This window comes from Telluria sp. AC161 (assembly GCF_979258535.1).
In genome coordinates, this window is the sequence record NZ_OZ409861.1 from 705,176 (window position 1) to 721,994 (window position 16,819).

A 16,819-nucleotide genomic window follows, 5' to 3' on the forward strand; every position below is an offset into this window, starting at 1 on the left:
ATAACAACCTCGCTGAAAGCGAACGTCCATGGATCTTATCTATATCGGCGCGCTCCTCGTCTTCGTCCGCCTGACTTGCCTCCTGGTGAGCGGTTGCGGACTCCTCGGAGGCAAGCAATGAATCTCTCCTACGCGATCGGCGGCCTGGCCGCCTGCGCGCTCCTGGTCTATCTGCTGATCGCCTTGTTCAAACCGGAGGACATGTGATGGCCACCACTGAACTGATGACGCAGTTCCTGCCGCTGCTGGCGCTGTTCCTGGTCGTGCTGCTGGCGCTGGCCTGGCCGCTTGGCGCGCTGCTGGCGCGCATCGGCGCCGCCGACATCAAGCCAGGCGCCGTGCCCGGCCTGGGCTGGGTCGGCGGCATCGAGCGCGCGCTGCTGCGCGCTGCGGGGCCTGCCGCCGGCACCGCCCAGACCTGGAAAGCCTATGCGCTGGCGCTGATTGCCTTCAATGCGGTGGGCGTCGTGTTTGTCTACGGTCTGCAGCGCCTGCAGGGCTGGCTCCCGCTCAATCCAGAAGGCATGGCGGGCGTGAGCCCCGATTCGAGCTTCAACACCGCCGTCAGCTTCGTCGCCAACACCAACTGGCAAGGCTACAGCGGCGAGCAAACCATGAGCATCCTGACCCAGATGGTCGGCCTGGCCGGCCAGAACTTCTTTTCGGCCGCCACCGGCATCGCCGTTGCATTCGCGCTGATCCGAGGCTTTGCCGCGCGATCGGCCGGCGCGATCGGCAATTTCTGGGTCGACGTCACGCGCTCGACGCTGTACGTGCTGCTGCCGCTGTCCGTGATCCTCGCCGTGTTTCTGGTGGGCCAGGGCGTGGTGCAGAACCTGTCGCCGCATGTACAAGCGCAGGTGATCGAGCCGGTCGCCTACACGCAGCCGGCCAGCGATGGCCAGGCCGCGGTCGAAACGCGCGCCGACACGCAGGTCATTCCAATGGGTCCCGTCGCTTCGCAGGAAGCCATCAAGATGCTGGGCACGAACGGCGGTGGCTACTTCAACGCCAACTCGGCGCACCCGTTTGAAAATCCGACCGCGCTGTCGAACTTCGCGCAGATGATCGCCATCTTCCTGATCCCGGCCGCACTGTGCTTCGCGTTCGGCCGCATGGTGGGCGACTCTCGCCAGGGCTGGGCCGTTCTGGGCACGATGACGCTGATCTTCGTGATCGCGGCCATCGGGGCCTTCGCCGCGGAGCAGCAAGCCAATCCGCTGCTGGCGCCACTGGGCATCGACCAGGCGGCAAGCAGCCTGCAGTCGGGCGGCAATATGGAAGGCAAGGAGACCCGCTTTGGCATCGCCGCATCGAGCCTGTTCGCGGTCGTGACCACGGCAGCATCGTGCGGCGCGGTCAACGCCATGCACGATTCGTTCACGCCGCTGGGCGGCATGGTGCCGATGGTGATGATGCAGTTCGGTGAAGTGATCTTTGGCGGCGTGGGCTCGGGCCTGTACGGCATGCTGGTGTTCGCGATCCTGACGGTGTTCATCGCCGGCCTGATGATCGGCCGCACGCCGGAATACCTGGGCAAGAAGATCGGCGCATTCGAGATGAAGATGGTTGCCGTCGTGATTCTGGTGACGCCATGCCTGGTCTTGCTGGGCACTGCGCTGGCCGTGACCACCGGTCTTGGCGCGGCCGGCGTGGCCAATCCGGGCGCGCACGGCTTCTCCGAAATCCTGTACGCGCTGACGTCCGCCGCCAACAACAACGGCAGCGCGTTCGCGGGCTTGTCGGCCAATACGCCGTTCTATAACACGCTGCTGGCCGTGGCGATGTGGTTCGGCCGCTTCGCCGTGATCGTGCCGGTGCTGGCCATTGCCGGCTCCCTGGCCGGCCGCCAGCGCCTGCCCACCACGCCTGGCACCTTGCCCACCCATGGCCTGATGTTCGTCGCCATGCTGGCCGCGATCGTCGTGCTGGTCGGTGTTCTCAACTACGTTCCGGCGCTGGCGCTGGGTCCCGTGGTCGAACACCTGCAATTGTTCGGAGAATGACAATGGATCAATCAATGATCAACCCAACTGAAGCAACCCCGGTCCAGGCGCCGCGCAAATCGCTGAACCTGTTCGATGGGGCGCTGGTGTGGCCGGCGATGCTCGACGCGCTCAAGAAGCTCCATCCGCGCACGCAACTGCGCAGCCCCGTGATGTTCGTCGTCTACGTCGGCAGCATCATCACCACGCTGCTGTGGTTCCAGGCGCTGGCCGGGCACGGCGAAACAAGCGCCGGCTTCATCCTGGCCACCGCCGTCTGGCTCTGGTTCACGGTGCTGTTCGCGAACTTCGCCGAAGCACTGGCCGAAGGTCGCAGCAAGGCGCAGGCGGCATCGCTGCGCAATCTGCGCCAGACCGTGACGGCCAAGAAGCTCGAGGCGCCCAAGCACGGCGAGCCATGGCAGGCCTGTCCGTCGGGCGATCTGCGCAAGGGCATGTTCTTCCTGGTCGAAGCGGGCGACGTGATTCCCGTGGACGGTGAAGTGGTCGACGGCGTGGCCTCGGTCGACGAAAGCGCCATCACCGGCGAATCGGCGCCCGTGATTCGCGAGTCGGGCGGCGACTTCGGCTCGGTCACGGGCGGCACCCGCGTGCTGTCGGACTGGCTGGTGGTGCAGGTGAGCGCCAATCCCGGCGAGACGTTCCTGGACCGGATGATCGGCATGGTCGAAGGTGCATCACGCAAGAAGACGCCGAACGAGATTGCGCTGACCATCCTGCTCGTCGCGCTGACGATCGTGTTCCTGGTCGTGACGGTGACGCTGCTGCCGTTCTCGCTGTTTGCGGTGCAGGCGTCCGGCAGCGGTTCGCCGGTGACGCTCACCGCGCTGGTCGCGCTGCTGGTGTGCCTGATCCCGACGACGATCGGCGGCCTGCTGTCGGCCATCGGCGTGGCTGGCATGAGCCGCATGTTGCAGGCCAATGTGATTGCGACGTCGGGCCGCGCGGTGGAAGCGGCCGGCGACGTCGACGTGCTCCTGATGGACAAGACTGGCACCATCACGTTCGGCAATCGCCAGGCGTCCGCCTTTCTGCCGGCGCCCGGCGTGACCGAAGAAGAACTGGCCGACGTGGCGCAACTGGCGTCGCTGGCCGACGAGACACCGGAAGGCCGCAGCATCGTGGTGCTGGCCAAGAACCGCTTCAATCTGCGCGAAAGGGCGATGGAGTCGCTTGGCGCGGTGTTCGTGCCGTTCACGGCGCAGACGCGCATGAGTGGCGTGGACCTGGGGGAGCGGCAGTTGCGCAAGGGCGCTGCTTCGGCGTTGCGCCGTCATATGGAGTCGCTCGGCGCGGTCTGGCCTGGCGACGTGGAACGCAGCGTCGACGAAGCATCGCGCCGTGGCAGCACGCCGCTGGTGGTGGCCGATGGCAGCCGCGTGATGGGCGTCGTTGAACTCAAGGACGTCGTCAAGGGCGGCATCCGCGAGCGCTTCGCCGAACTGCGCCGCATGGGCGTCAAGACCGTGATGGTCACCGGCGACAACAAGCTCACGGCGGCAGCGATTGCGGCCGAAGCCGGGGTCGATGACTTCATCGCCGAAGCCACGCCGGAAGAAAAGCTCGCGCTGATCCGCAGGTACCAGAGCGAAGGCAAGCTGGTGGCGATGACGGGCGACGGCACCAACGACGCACCGGCGCTGGCGCAGGCCGACGTCGCGGTGGCGATGAACTCGGGCACGCAGGCGGCCAAGGAGGCCGGCAATATGGTCGACCTGGATTCGAATCCGACCAAGCTGCTGGAGATCGTCGAAATCGGCAAGCAGATGCTGATGACGCGCGGCGCGCTGACGACGTTCTCCATCTCGAACGACATCGCCAAGTACTTCGCGATCGTGCCGGCCATGTTCGTCGCCACCTATCCCGAGCTGAAGGCGCTGGACGTGATGGGGCTGACCAGCCCATCGTCGGCCATCATGTCGGCCGTGATTTTCAATGCCCTGATCATCGTGGTCCTGATCCCGCTGGCGCTGCGCGGCGTGCGTTATCGCGCCATCGGCGCGGCGGCCCTGCTGCGCCGGAACATGCTGATCTACGGCCTTGGCGGTCTGCTGCTGCCGTTCGCCGGGATCAAGCTGATCGACATGGCGCTCGCTGCGCTCAATCTGACCTAGGAGTTTTCATGCAATCGATTCTTCGCCCCGCACTCGTGCTGTTTGCGGTGCTCACCTTGATCTGCGGCGTGCTGTATCCACTGGCCGTGACCGGGATCGCCCAGGCGGCGTTCCCCGCGCAGGCCAATGGCAGCCTGTTGGAACGGGACGGCAAGACCGTCGGCTCGGCGCTGATCGGCCAGTCATTCAGCTCGCCGGGCTACTTCTGGGGCCGTCCATCGGCCACCGGTCCGATGGCCAATAACGGCGGCGGTTCGGGCGGCTCGAACCAGGGCCCGCTCAATCCGGCCCTGCAGGAAGCGGTCAAGGGCCGCGTCGCTGCGCTGCGCGCAGTCGACCCGTCCAATATGGCGCCGGTGCCAGTCGACCTGGTGACAGCATCGGCCAGCGGTCTCGATCCCGAGATCAGCGTGGCGGGCGCGCAGTACCAGGCAGCGCGGGTGGCGCGTGCGCGCGCGATGCCGGTCGAACGGGTCGGCGCGCTGATCGAACGGCACACCGAGCTGCCGCTGCCTGGCTTGCCAGGTGCGCCACGCGTGAACGTGCTGGCGCTGAACCTGGCGCTGGACCAGGCGGCCCGCGTGGCCAGCGTGGCCAGCAGCCGCGAAAGCGGGCATACTCGTTAGACCATGCCTCACGACGACCAGCGACCCGACCCCGACGCACTGCTTGCGCAACTGCGCGAGCAGGACCGGCGCGCCGCGCGCGGCCGCCTGCGCATTTATTTTGGCGCCTCGGCCGGTGTGGGCAAGACCTACGCCATGCTGCAAGAGGCGCGCAAGCTGCAGCGCGAGGGTGCCGCGCCGCTGGTGGGCATCATCGAAACCCACGGGCGCACCGAGACGGCCCGCCTGCTCGACGGGCTCGAACTGCTGCCGCGGCGGCGCATCGATTATCGCGGCAAGACGCTGGACGAATTCGATCTCGATGCCGCGCTGGCGCGTGCGCCCGGCGTGATCCTGGTCGATGAACTGGCGCATTCGAACGCGCCGGGGTCGCGCCATCCCAAACGCTGGCAGGACGTCGAAGAACTGCTGGCGGCGGGCATCGACGTGCTCACGACTGTCAACGTGCAGCACCTGGAAAGCCTGAACGACGTGGTGGGCGGCATCGCCGGCATCCGCGTGGCCGAGACGGTGCCCGACCGCGTGTTCGACAGCGCCGACGAAATCGTGATGGTCGACCTGACGGCCGACGCGCTGCTGGCGCGCCTGAAAGAGGGCAAGGTGTATCAGCCGCAGCAGGCCGAGCGTGCGGCCGGTAATTTCTTCAAAAAGGGCAACCTGATCGCGCTGCGCGAACTGGCGCTGCGCCGCACGGCCGACCGTGTCGAAGGCGACGTGCGCGCCTGGCGTGAAGCGCAATCGATCGATGCGATCTGGAAGACCGGTGCCGGCCTGCTGGTATGTCTCGGACCCGGAGCGCATGCCGAACACGTCGTGCGCAGCAGTGCGCGCATGGCGTCGCAACTGGGTACGGGCTGGCATGCGGTGTATGTCGAGACGGCGCGCCTGGGCAAGCTGCCCGAGGCTGCGCGAGCCCGCATCATGGATACGCTCAAGCTCGCGCACAGCCTGGGCGCCACCACGGCCGTGCTGTCGGGCGAAGACATTGCGGCCAGCACGCTCGACTACGCGCGCGATCATAACCTGTCGCGCATCGCACTGGGCCGGGATGGTTCGCGCTGGCCGTGGCGCCGGCGCACGGCGCGCCGGCTCGCGCGGCTTGCGCCGGGCGTGGACCTGATCGAGATCGGGCAGCCGGCGGTGCCGCCTGCTGCGAGCGGCGTGATGGCGGCTGCGGCTGCACCTGAGCCGCCGCGCCAACCCTTGCTGCCACACGCGTTGGCTGGCGGTGCGTGCCTTCTCATGGCACTGGTGGCCACGCCGCTGCAGCCGTGGCTCGATCTGGCCAATATCGTCATGTTGTTCCTGCTGGTGGTGCTGCTTGTGGCCATGCGCTTCGGGCGCGCGCCATCGGTCACCGCCACCTGCGTCGGCGTGGCCAGTTTCGATTTCTTCTTCGTGCCGCCGCGTTTCGATTTCGCGGTGAGCGACGTGCAGTATCTCGTCACGTTCTCCGTGATGCTGGCCGTGGGCCTGATCACCGGGCACCTGACGGCCGGCCTGCGTTTCCAGGCGCGCGTGGCGGCGCAGCGTGAGCGGCGCGTGCGCGCGCTGTACGAATTTGCGCGCGAGTTGTCCGGCGCGCTGGCGGCATCGCAGGTGTTCGAGTCGAGCCGCGCCGTGATCCAGAATGCGTTCGGCGCGCGCGCCACGCTGCTGGTGCCCGATGCCGACGAGCGGCTCGGCATGCCAGCGGCGGAGGATGGCGCTTCTGCAAGCTCGGCGCCCGGCAACTTCGACCTGGGCATCGCCCAGTGGGCGTACGACCACGCGCAGCCGGCCGGCCTGGGCACGGACACGCTGCCAGCATGCCCGTTGTTCTATCTGCCGCTGGTGGCGCCGATGCGCACACGCGGCGTGCTGGCGATCGAGCCGGAAGGCGGGCGCTGGGTCTTGATTCCCGAGCAGCGCCGCCAGCTCGACGCACTGGCGGCACTGGCAGCGATCGCGCTCGAGCGCGTGCATTACGTCGAGGTGGCGCAGGCCGCATTGGTGAACATGGAATCGGAGCGGCTGCGCAACTCGCTGCTGGCGGCGCTGTCGCACGATCTGCGCACGCCGCTCACGGCGCTGGTGGGCTTGTCCGAATCGCTGCTGCGTGGCGAGCCGGCGCTGCCTGCCAATTCACTGGCGCTGGCGCAGGCTCTGCATGATGAAGCGGTGCGCATGGGGACCCTGGTAGCGAACCTGCTGGACATGGCGCGCATCGAAAGCGGGGAAGTGCGCTTCAACCTGGAATGGCAGGCGCTCGAAGAAGTCATCGGCAGCGCACTGCGCGCGTGCGGCGCGGCGCTGCGCCAGCACACGGTCACGGTGCGTCTGCCGCCCGACATGCCGCTGGTGCGCTTCGACGCCGTGCTGATCGAACGCGTGCTGTGCAACCTCGTTGAAAATGCCGCAAAATACACGCCGCCCGGCGCGCGCATCGAGATCTCCGCCATGGCGCGCGGGGCCTGGATCGACGTCACGGTGAGCGACGACGGTCCCGGCCTGCGCGCCGGCAGCGAGGAAGCGATCTTCGAAAAATTCACGCGCGGCGAGCGCGAATCGGCGCTGCCCGGTGTGGGCCTGGGCCTGGCGATCTGCCGCGCGATCATCGGTGCACACGGCGGTATGATCCGCGCCTGCACATCAACCCTGGGCGGCGCCGGCTTTGTGTTCTCGCTGCCGGCCGGCAGCCCCCCTGAACTGGACTTGCTGTCGATGGAGACAAACGATGCTTGACGCGCCTTGCGCACTGCTGGTGGAGGACGAGCCGCAGATCCGCCGCTTCGTGCGCGCCGCGCTTGAACAGGAAGGCTGGCAGGTGCACGAATCGGTGAGCATGGCGCGCGGCCTGATCGACGCCGGCACGCGCCGCCCCGACCTGATCGTGCTCGATCTCGGCCTGCCGGACGGCGACGGCATCGACTTCATCCACGATGTGCGTAAATGGTCGGCGGTGCCGATCATCGTGCTGTCGGCGCGCGTGGCCGAAGGCGAGAAAATCCGCGCCCTCGACGCCGGCGCCGACGACTACCTGACGAAACCGTTCGGCACCGGCGAACTGCTCGCCCGCGTGCGCGCCACGCTGCGCCGCCAGCGCCAACCGGCCGCCGGCGGCGACAGCAAAACGCACTTCAGCGACGTCTCAGTGGACCTGCAAGACCGGGTGGTCACACGAAACGGCGAACACGTCCACTTAACGCCTACCGAATACCGCCTGCTCGCCGTCCTGGTCAGCAATGCCGGCCGCGTGATGACGGCCCCGCAGCTCTTGCGCGCCGTCTGGGGCCCTGGCCACGCCGAAAGCGGCCACTACCTGCGCATCTACATGGGCCACCTGCGCCACAAACTCGAACCCGACCCCACCCAACCCCGCCACCTCCTCACCGAAACCGGCGTCGGCTACCGCCTTTGGCTCGGCTAATAAATCCCCCAATCAATATTAAATAAATTAGGGTCTGAGTAGAATTAAAAAGCAATTTTCAAAGTTGCCAGTTAATTCGACTCCGACCCTAATTAATTTGCAATACTTTCCCAAAATCTAAATTAGGGTCAGAGTCGAATTGTTTGACAACATTCGGTAATTGCCCAATAAATCTACTCTGAGCCTAATTAATTCTGTCTTTGACCTGTAATTTTCTTGCACTGTCGAATTCTATGGCAAAAAGAAAGATTCCCGAATCATTTAAATACACCGCGAATTCGATTCAATGAAACCAGGAATCAAACTATCGAAAAATTGCGATCAATTGCTCAATAATTCGACTCTGACCCTAATTAATTTGCAAGAGTTTCTGCAAGAATAAATTAGGGTCAGAGTCGAATTGTTTGACAACTTTGAGTAATTGCCCAATAAATCTACACTGACCCTATTTGTTGGGGAGGCCTTGGCCGCCGATGGGTTCGGTTTCGAAGCGTTCGCCGAAGCCGGCGATGAGGGGACGGGCTTGTTGGATGGCGGCTTGGACTGACTGGAGGGTCAGTGAGGCCTTGTGGTTGTCTTGCGAGTCCCAGGTTTCGGTAATCCAGATGGCGTCGGCGTCCTGCTTGTCCTTGGCGATGATGTAGGCCAGGCAGCCGGGCATCGCGGTGGTGCCTTCCAGCAGGATGGCGATGAGGGCGTCGCGTTGGCCCGGGGTAGAGCGCATTTTTCCGATCAGACCGTACATGCGGGGTGTCTCTTTCATCGTGTTGGTGGTGGTGACGGGGGGTGCGGCGGCGCGGGACTGGGTCAGCGGCAGGGCTATTAGCGCCCCCAGTACCTTGCGGCGGGATACGGGCATGCCTGTTCTCGCGTGGAATTGTCCTGAGGAAGTATAGGTGTGCCCCCTGACGCCGCCAAGCACAAACGGGCGTCTTGGCGCATTCGATGCAGGTCGGGTTAAGATGGCTTTTCCATCATCCTGTCACGAAAGCCTCGATGCGACTTCATCCTCTTGCCCTGGCCGTCAGCGCCTGCATTTTCTCCGTCTCCCAGGCTGCACATGCACAGCAGCCGGCCGCCGTGTCCGAAACCGCACTGCGCGCCCACCTGTCCTTCCTTGCCGACGATCTGCTCGAAGGCCGCGGCACCGGCCAGCGCGGCGGTGACCTGGCCGTGCGCTATCTGGAAACCCAGGCTGCGCTGATTGGCCTCAAGCCCATCCCCGGCGGCGGCTATCGCCAGAAGGTCGAGATCGAGGGCTCCAAACTTCTCAGCGGCAGCGCCACCTTCACCGCCGGCGGCAAGACCTTCAAGCCGGCGCTGGGCAAGGGCGTCGTCATGGGCACGAAGAGCGGCAATGAGAACCTGTCGTTCGATGCGCCTCTGGTCTTCGTCGGCTACGGCGCCGCCGCACCCGAAGAAAAGTGGGACGACTACAAGGGCCTCGACGCCAAGGGCAAGATCCTCGTCATGATGGTCGACGATCCCCAGCCTACCGCCGAAGAGCCCAACCGCTTCGCCGGCAAGGCCTACACCTGGTATGGCCGCTGGGTCTACAAATTCGAGGAAGCCGCGCGCCGCGGCGCCGCTGGTGTCCTGTTGATCCACACGACGCCATCGAGCTCCTATCCGTGGAGCGTGCCGGCCAATGGCTTCGGCAACGAGCGCTTCGGCCTCAAGGGCCCGGGCAATCCGATGGAAGGCTGGCTGCACGAAGACACCGCGCGCGAGCTGTTCGCGGCTGGCGGCCATGACCTCGACAAGCTGCGCGCGCAGGCCGAGCGCCGTGATTTTCGCCCGGTCGACCTGAAGGTGGCGGGGCATGTCGAATTGCGCTCGGCGATCCGGCCGGTCGAGCAGTTCAACGTGATCGGCATCGTGCCCGGCACCGACGCCAAACTGAAAGAGCAGGCCGTCGTGTATTCGTCGCACTGGGATCACATGGGCATGGCCGAACTGAAGGCCGGCGACGATCCGAAGGCCGACCGTATCTACAACGGTGCGATCGACAACGCATCGGGCACGGCGGCGCTCCTGGTGATGGCGGCCGAAGCGGTCAAGAAGCCGGCCAGGCGCACCCAGATCTTCTTGTGGCCCGCCGCCGAAGAGCAGGGCCTGCTGGGCGCGGCGGCGTATGTCGCCAACCCGGTCTGGCCGCTGGCGCAAACGGCCGCCGACCTCAATCTCGACAGCCTGAACTTCGTCGGCCGCACCCGCGATATCGGTGTCGCCGGCGCGGAGCGCAGCAGCCTGTTCGAGACCTCGAGCCAGGTGGCCAGGTCGATGGGCCTGAAGATCGCGCCAAGCACGCCGGACATGTCGGGTGCCTACTTCCGCGCCGACCACTTCGCGTTTGCCAAGGCGGGCGTGCCGGCGTTTAACGTCGGCTCGGCCGTGTTCTCGGGCGATGGCCACTTCGAGTTCGAGCAGCACCAGAACGAATCGAGCACCAACATCAAGGGCTTCAAGGACCACTACCACCAGGTCAGCGATGCGTACCGGCCCGAGTGGGATTTGTCCGGCATGGTGCAGCAGGCCCAGTTCACGCTCAACCTCGGTTACGCGGTCGCGAACGCGCCCCGCATGCCGACCTGGAAGAAGGGCGAAGCCTTCGGCAGCGTCAAGCGCAAATAGGTTCGTCGCCAGCGCTTACACGGCTCACACGGGTCACACGGCAGCGGCGGCCCCACTGGCCGCCGCCGTCAGGATGCGATCCAGGTCGGTCATGTCCACCGGCTTGACCAGATGATGGTCGAACCCGGCCTGGCTGCTGGCATCGCGATCCTGCGACTGGCCATAGCCCGTAACCGCCACCAGCAAGGCGTTCGCGGTCGCCGGTGCTGCGCGCAACTGGCGCGCCAGTTCGTGGCCATCCATCCCGGGCAGGCCGATGTCGAGCAGGCAGGCGTCGGGCACAAACTGCGCGGCGCGCCGCAGGGCATCGAACGGATCGTGTTCGACCGCCACCTCATGCCCCGCTGCGCTGACGTACATCGCCAGCACCTGCGCCGCGTCGATATTGTCGTCCACCACCAGCACCTTGAGCTGCTGCAGCGTGCCCGCCTCGGGCTTGTTCGCAGCGCTAATGCCGGCGCTGCGCTCCTCGCTGCGCGGCAGCGTCACGATGAAGGTGCTGCCCAGACCCTGGCCCGGGCTCTCCACGCGCACGCTGCCGCCATGCAGCTGGACCAGGCTGCGCACCAGCGCGAGCCCGATTCCCAGCCCCCCCTGCGTGCGGTCGGGCGTGCGCTCGCCCTGCACGAACATCTCGAATGCACGGTCCAGTTCTTCGGGCAGCATGCCGATGCCATTGTCTGCCACCACGATGCGCAGGCGCGATGCGTCCAGTTCGAGCGCCACGCGCAGCTTGCCGCCGGCGGGCGTGAACTTGACCGCGTTGTGCAGCAGATTGCCCACCACCTGCACCAGCCGTTTGCGGTCGCCCATGACCCAGGCCGGCGTTGCTGGCAGCGATGAGGTCAGCGTGTGGCCTCGCTGGCGCAGCGGTTCCTGGACCTGTTCCATCGCTTCGGCCAGCACCTCGTTGACATCGAGGCGCACTTTCGACAGCGTCACCAGGCCGCGCGTGACGCGCGACACGTCCAGCAGGTCGTCCACCAGGCCGGCCATGTGCCTTGCCTGGCGCGCGATGATGCCGCTGATCTGGCGCGTGCGCGCCGGGTCGAGCGTGTCATGGCCCAGCAACTGCGCGCCGGACGCGATTGGCGCCAGCGGATTGCGCAGCTCGTGCGCGAGCATCGCCAGGAATTCGTTCTTGCGCTGGTCGGCCTGGCGCAGCGCTTCTTCGGCGTTGACGCGGTCGGTCACGTCCTGGATCGTGCCGCGCAGCGCCGACACGCGCGCGTCGCCGTCCTGCACCGCCTCGCAATGCAGGTCGATCCAGATGCGGTGGCCTTCGGCATGCAGCACCTGTAGTTGCAGCCTGCCGCTGCCGCCGGTGCGTTGCAGCTCGCGGATCAGCGCACTGGCGCGCTGCCACGATTCTTCGGGCAGCACCGACCCGCGCTGTTCGTCGAATGGCGGCAGCTCGCGTCCGTAGATGTGCGGCACCGATTCCGACGTGATCAAGTCGCCGCCCGGCAGTTGCATGTGCCAGGTGCCGAAGCGCGCCATGCGGTGCGCGTCGCGCAGTTCGGCTTCCTTGATGGCCAGCGCTTGCGCGCGTTCGCCGAGCAGCGTCGATGCAGCGCTGATGGCCTCGGCTACTTCGGCCGCTTCCTTGACGTGCACTTGCGTGAAGCGGGGCGGCGTTTCGCCTTTGCCCAATGCCACGGCCGGCACGGTCAGGGCCTGGACGGAACGCGCGAGGCGTCCGCCAATCTGCCAGGCCAGCCACAGGCCGACGGCAAACAGCAGCAGCACGCCGGTCAGCAGCGCAGCCAGCGGCTCGAACAGCACCTGGTTCAGGTTAGAGCGCGGCATGCCGATGGCGACATGCCAGCCCGTGGCTTCGGAGCGGGAGTAGAAGGTGAGCAGGGCGACGCCTTCCTGCGACACCGACTGCACGATGCCTTCGCGCTGGCGCTGCATGGCGCGGAACAGTGGATCGGTGACGCGGTTGCCGACGAAGCGCTCCGGGCTCAGGTTGCGCGCGAAGATGGTGCCGCCGGCATCGACCACCGACGCCCGTGCGCCATCCGACACGGATCTGGGCGTGAGCATGTCATCGAAATACCCGGGCCGTACGCCGATGCTCAGCACGTAGGCCACGCTGCCGTCGATCATCACCGGCACGTCGACGCTGACGGTGGGCTCGCCGATGACCTTGCCGATGAAAACGCGCGAGATGCCTGGCCGGCCGCTGGCAAATACCTTTTCCAGCGAGTCGGACGGTTCGAGCGGAAGGCGTTCGCCATAGACCACGGCGGTGTTGAGGATCTGCTGGCCGCTGCGTTCGCGCAGCACGGCGACCATGCCGTCGCCGGCCAGTTGCAGCGCCTCGCGCGCCTGGCGGTGCACGAGCGGGAAGTCGCGGTCCTGGAGTGCATCGAGCGTCGACAGGGTCTGGGCAATGACCTGCGCCTGCAGCAGCTTGCTGTCAACCGTGTGCACGAGCGCGCGCACGGTCTGCATGGTGTTGCGCTCGAACTGGGCGCGGCTTTTCTGGTACTGATGGACGAACAGGAGAGATGCGCCGACCACCCCCGGCAACAGGGTTACCAGGACCAGCCAGAGCAAATAAGCCCGCAGTGGTCTGCGGGGCATGGTGGACGATATGCCAGTCACATTGCTTTCCAGAACGTTTAATCCGGCAAATTCTACGCGACAAACTGTTGGCGCACACATTCGTTCGGGCGACTAGCAGCAGGCTGTGTCGGTCAGCGCCGGTTACGCGTGAACAGTGTCTTGTAATAAATTGCCGTCGCGTGCCAGCGACCATTGGGCGTACAAGCGTATTCGGGCAACTCACCGACCCGTTCGTAACCGCTTTGTTGCACCAGGCGCTCGGCGCCGGAACCCACTGCCGCATCCAGAAACAACAAGCCGCGGCGCAAAGCCAGTGCTTCGATTTCGAGGGCTTGCAGCAGCGCCATCCCGATGCCGCTGCGCCGTACGGTGCAGTGTACGAGCAACTGTTGCACTTCAGCGCGATTATGGCCGTTTGGCTTTGTAATTAATGCTAACTGGATAGTGCCGACCAGCACGCCGTCACGTTCCGCTGCCAACAGGACGCGCTGGCCCAGACCGACTTCTTCCGCAATGCCTTGCCAGTAGGCGTCGAGCTGTTCCTGGTCGAGACCGTTGACGAACCCCAGTGAATGGCCATCGGCAACCGCATCGAGGAGCAGCGTGCCCAGCGACGGCATGGATTGGGCGATGGTGCGTGGATCGAGTCTGCGGATGATCATAAAACTCCCGGAACAAAGGGTGGGTGGATTGTCTCTTTATTTAAAGCACGATGCATGCCACCACGCTTAGCGGAGATGGTCAGTGTGTCATCACCTGTTGTGGACGCGCCATACCCCAGGCCTTGACCAAGGTTTTATTTTCTCGTATTGACATCGATCTATCGACATGAAGAAAGGTCGCTTGTAATGTTCTCTCACGGTAACTATTTTCAGCGACTCGCGCTGCACAAGGATGACCATGACAGAACCAAACAAGAAACGCCGTGCCTTGGCACTGGCAAATCTGCGCATCGGCAAACGACTGGCAGTGGGCTTTGGCCTGATCTGCATCATGTTGATCGTGATGATCGTACTGAGCAATGCGATGCTGGCCCGCACCAATGCCGGCACCGACGAGATCGTCAACGGACGCATGCCGCGCATCGCGCTGACCACCCAGATGCAGGACCGGATCAACGATATCGCCATCTCGCTGCGCAATATGATCCTCAGCGAGAGCGGTTCCGACCACCGGCGCCAGGTCAAGGACATCATGGCCGCGCGCGCGGCGATGGACGCCATCCTGATCAAGCTGCGGGCCTCGCTGCACAACCCGAAGGCGATCGAGCTGCTGGCGCAGATGGAAAAGGAAACCGCGCTGTACAAGGCCGGGCAGGATGCGATGATCAAGCACCTCGAGGCCGAGGAAGTCGACGAGGCGCGCGCGCTGCTCGGCGAAGACCTGGGTCCGCTGCTGATGCGCCTGAAGCGGGCAACGTCCGAGCAGACCGCGTTGCAGGTTGCGATTGCGGACGAGGCCGCGCGCGACGCGGCCGCCACCTACCGCAATACCAGCCTGCTGATGTGGGGCCTGGGCGGCGTCGCATTGCTGCTGTCGGTGCTGGCGGCGTGGGCAATCACGCGCTCGATCACGCGGCCGCTGGCGCAGGCGCTCACCGTGGCCAATACGGTTGCCGCCGGCGACCTGACCAGCCGCATCGAGGTAACCACGCATGACGAAACGGGGCAGTTGCTGCAAGCCCTCAAGACCATGAACGAAAACCTGGCGCGCACCGTCGGCACCGTGCGCGTGGGGACCGACACGATTGCGGTGGCCGCGGCCGAAGTGGCGGCGGGCAGCCACGACCTGTCGATCCGCACCGAGCAGCAGGCCGCGGCGCTGGAAGAAGCAGCGTCGTCGATGGAAGAGCTGACGGCGACCGTGCGCCAGAATGCGGACAACGCGCGCCAGGCCAATGTCATGGCAGGCCTGGCCTCGAGCGTGGCCTCGCGTGGCGGCGACGTGATCGAGCAGGTGGTCGGCACGATGGACGGCATCAACGCATCGTCGAACAAGATCAACGACATTATCGGCGTCATCGACGGTATCGCGTTCCAGACCAATATCCTGGCCCTGAATGCGGCCGTGGAGGCAGCCCGGGCGGGCGAGCAGGGCAGGGGGTTTGCCGTGGTGGCGGGCGAAGTACGCAATCTGGCGCAGCGCTCGGCGGCGGCGGCGCGCGAGATCAAGGGCCTGATCCAGGATTCGAGCGGCAAGGTCGCCGAGGGCGGCAAGCTGGTGGCGCAGGCCGGCCAGACGATGCGCGAGATCGTCGACAGCGTGCGCAGCGTGACCGACATCATGACCGAGATCAGCGCCGCCAGCGTCGAGCAGACCGCGGGCATCGAGCAGATCAACCAGGCCGTGGCGCAGATGGACGAGGGCACGCAGCAGAACGCGGCGCTGGTCGAAGAAGCGGCAGCGGCGGCGACCTCGATGCGCGAGCAGGCGGCCCTGCTGGCGCAAGCGGTGGCGGTGTTCCAGATCGATGGGGCGCAGAGGCAGGGGGCGTCGGCGGCAGTAGCAGTAGCAGCGGCGCAGCCGGTGGCGCCAGCGCGGGCTGTCCCGGTGCCTGCACCGGTCGCCGCACCAGCACTGGCACCGGCGCCGACACCGGCCCCGGCCCCGGCCCTGCGCAAGGCAGTCGCACCGGCCAAGGCACCAACCAAGCCAGAGGGCACGTCCGGCGCGACACCAGTGGCGGCCGGGGATTGGGAAGAGTTCTGACCTCGCGCTGAGCCAGCCCTGGTTTTGCCGTTCAAACGGCGTCGGCATTAAAAAACGGCACGCTTCGGCTTGCCGTTTTTTTTGCACGAACAACCAACACATGCGCAAATGAAAACGTGCGCATCGTCCAGTATTCATTGCAATCGCGCTGGCATTGCCGGTTCGTTAGCGTGCATGCATCGTTATCGTCCGCATTAGAACTTACCCTGCTTGCCGAAAAGAAATATAACGAAATCTCACGGCATTGGAAGGTAATCTCATGGAACACGCAGTCAACGATCGCGAAGTACTCTCTTTCCGCCTCGGCAAGGAAGAATACGGCATCAGTATTCTCAAAGTGCAGGAAATTCGCGGCTACGAGGCGCCGACGCGCCTGGTCAACGCGCCCGAGTTTCTCAAGGGCGTCATCAATCTGCGTGGCCGGATCGTGCCGGTGGTGGACATGCGCATCAAGTTCGGGTTCGCCAATCCAGCCTATGACAGCCTGACCGTCGTAATCATCCTGAACATTGCGCAGCACGTGATCGGCATGGTGGTCGACAGCGTTTCCGAGGTTGTCACCCTTGAAGCCGACCAGATCCGCCCGGCGCCCGCCATGGGCACGCTCGATGCGGGCTATCTGCGTGGTCTCGGGACGGTCGGCGAACGCATGCTGATCCTGCTCGATATCGACGCCCTGATGCAATCCGAAGAACTCGGCGTCGTGCCGTCGCTCCCGCTGGCCGCCTGAGCCACCCCGCAGAAAGA

The 16,819-nt window shown here is 65.4% G+C and carries 12 protein-coding genes; 9 read left to right on the forward strand and 3 right to left on the reverse strand.

What is annotated here, in order from left to right; translation table 11 throughout:
* Nucleotides 1-117 precede the first annotated feature (117 nt).
* From ACZ0AJ_RS03190 to kdpE, 6 genes are read left to right on the forward strand one after another with little or no spacing between them, the layout of a single operon-like run.
* Nucleotides 118-207, forward strand: coding sequence for a potassium-transporting ATPase subunit F (locus ACZ0AJ_RS03190; protein WP_183549701.1), 90 nt, complete (start codon nucleotides 118-120; stop codon nucleotides 205-207).
* Nucleotides 207-2,006, forward strand: coding sequence for a potassium-transporting ATPase subunit KdpA (kdpA, locus tag ACZ0AJ_RS03195; RefSeq protein WP_499452714.1), 1,800 nt, complete (start codon nucleotides 207-209; stop codon nucleotides 2,004-2,006). The genes ACZ0AJ_RS03190 and kdpA overlap by 1 nt, the downstream gene beginning before the upstream one ends.
* 14 nt (nucleotides 2,007-2,020) lie before the next feature.
* On the forward strand, nucleotides 2,021-4,120 hold the full coding sequence (gene kdpB / locus ACZ0AJ_RS03200; protein ID WP_499452715.1) for a potassium-transporting ATPase subunit KdpB: 2,100 nt from the start codon (nucleotides 2,021-2,023) through the stop codon (nucleotides 4,118-4,120).
* A gap of 8 nt (nucleotides 4,121-4,128) precedes the next feature.
* A complete protein-coding gene (gene kdpC, locus ACZ0AJ_RS03205) occupies nucleotides 4,129-4,746 on the forward strand; it encodes a potassium-transporting ATPase subunit KdpC (RefSeq protein WP_499452716.1) in 618 nt (205 codons plus the stop codon).
* A 3-nt stretch (nucleotides 4,747-4,749) separates the two neighbouring features.
* On the forward strand, nucleotides 4,750-7,470 hold the full coding sequence (kdpD, locus tag ACZ0AJ_RS03210; RefSeq protein ID WP_499452717.1) for a two-component system sensor histidine kinase KdpD: 2,721 nt from the start codon (nucleotides 4,750-4,752) through the stop codon (nucleotides 7,468-7,470).
* Nucleotides 7,463-8,155, forward strand: a complete 693-nt coding sequence (kdpE, locus tag ACZ0AJ_RS03215) for a two-component system response regulator KdpE (RefSeq protein ID WP_183549712.1) — start codon at nucleotides 7,463-7,465, stop codon at nucleotides 8,153-8,155. The genes kdpD and kdpE overlap by 8 nt, the downstream gene beginning before the upstream one ends.
* Nucleotides 8,156-8,600: 445 nt before the next feature.
* Here the strand turns inward: kdpE and ACZ0AJ_RS03220 are convergent, their stop codons facing one another.
* Complete coding sequence (locus tag ACZ0AJ_RS03220) at nucleotides 8,601-9,014, reverse strand: putative quinol monooxygenase (RefSeq protein ID WP_499452718.1); 414 nt, start codon at nucleotides 9,012-9,014, stop codon at nucleotides 8,601-8,603.
* Nucleotides 9,015-9,151: 137 nt separating this feature from the next.
* Here ACZ0AJ_RS03220 and ACZ0AJ_RS03225 point away from each other — a divergent pair, with 137 nt between their 5' ends.
* Nucleotides 9,152-10,789 (forward strand): M28 family peptidase, encoded by a 1,638-nt coding sequence (locus ACZ0AJ_RS03225; RefSeq protein WP_499452719.1) that lies wholly within the window; start codon nucleotides 9,152-9,154, stop codon nucleotides 10,787-10,789.
* A 33-nt stretch (nucleotides 10,790-10,822) separates the two neighbouring features.
* On the opposite strand, the gene ACZ0AJ_RS03230 is transcribed toward ACZ0AJ_RS03225, so the two are convergent.
* Nucleotides 10,823-13,381, reverse strand: coding sequence for a hybrid sensor histidine kinase/response regulator (locus ACZ0AJ_RS03230; RefSeq protein ID WP_499453865.1), 2,559 nt, complete (start codon nucleotides 13,379-13,381; stop codon nucleotides 10,823-10,825).
* A gap of 113 nt (nucleotides 13,382-13,494) precedes the next feature.
* Entirely contained in the window at nucleotides 13,495-14,025 is a 531-nt protein-coding gene (locus ACZ0AJ_RS03235) for a GNAT family N-acetyltransferase (protein WP_499452721.1), read from the reverse strand.
* A 238-nt stretch (nucleotides 14,026-14,263) separates the two neighbouring features.
* Between ACZ0AJ_RS03235 and ACZ0AJ_RS03240 the strand changes: the two genes are divergently transcribed.
* Nucleotides 14,264-16,072 carry a methyl-accepting chemotaxis protein gene (locus ACZ0AJ_RS03240; RefSeq protein WP_499452722.1) on the forward strand — a complete coding sequence of 603 codons (1,809 nt, stop codon included), beginning with the start codon at nucleotides 14,264-14,266 and terminating at the stop codon, nucleotides 16,070-16,072.
* Between the two features lie 259 nt (nucleotides 16,073-16,331).
* Nucleotides 16,332-16,802 carry a chemotaxis protein CheW gene (locus ACZ0AJ_RS03245; RefSeq protein ID WP_499452723.1) on the forward strand — a complete coding sequence of 157 codons (471 nt, stop codon included), beginning with the start codon at nucleotides 16,332-16,334 and terminating at the stop codon, nucleotides 16,800-16,802.
* The last annotated feature ends 17 nt before the right edge of the window (nucleotides 16,803-16,819 follow it).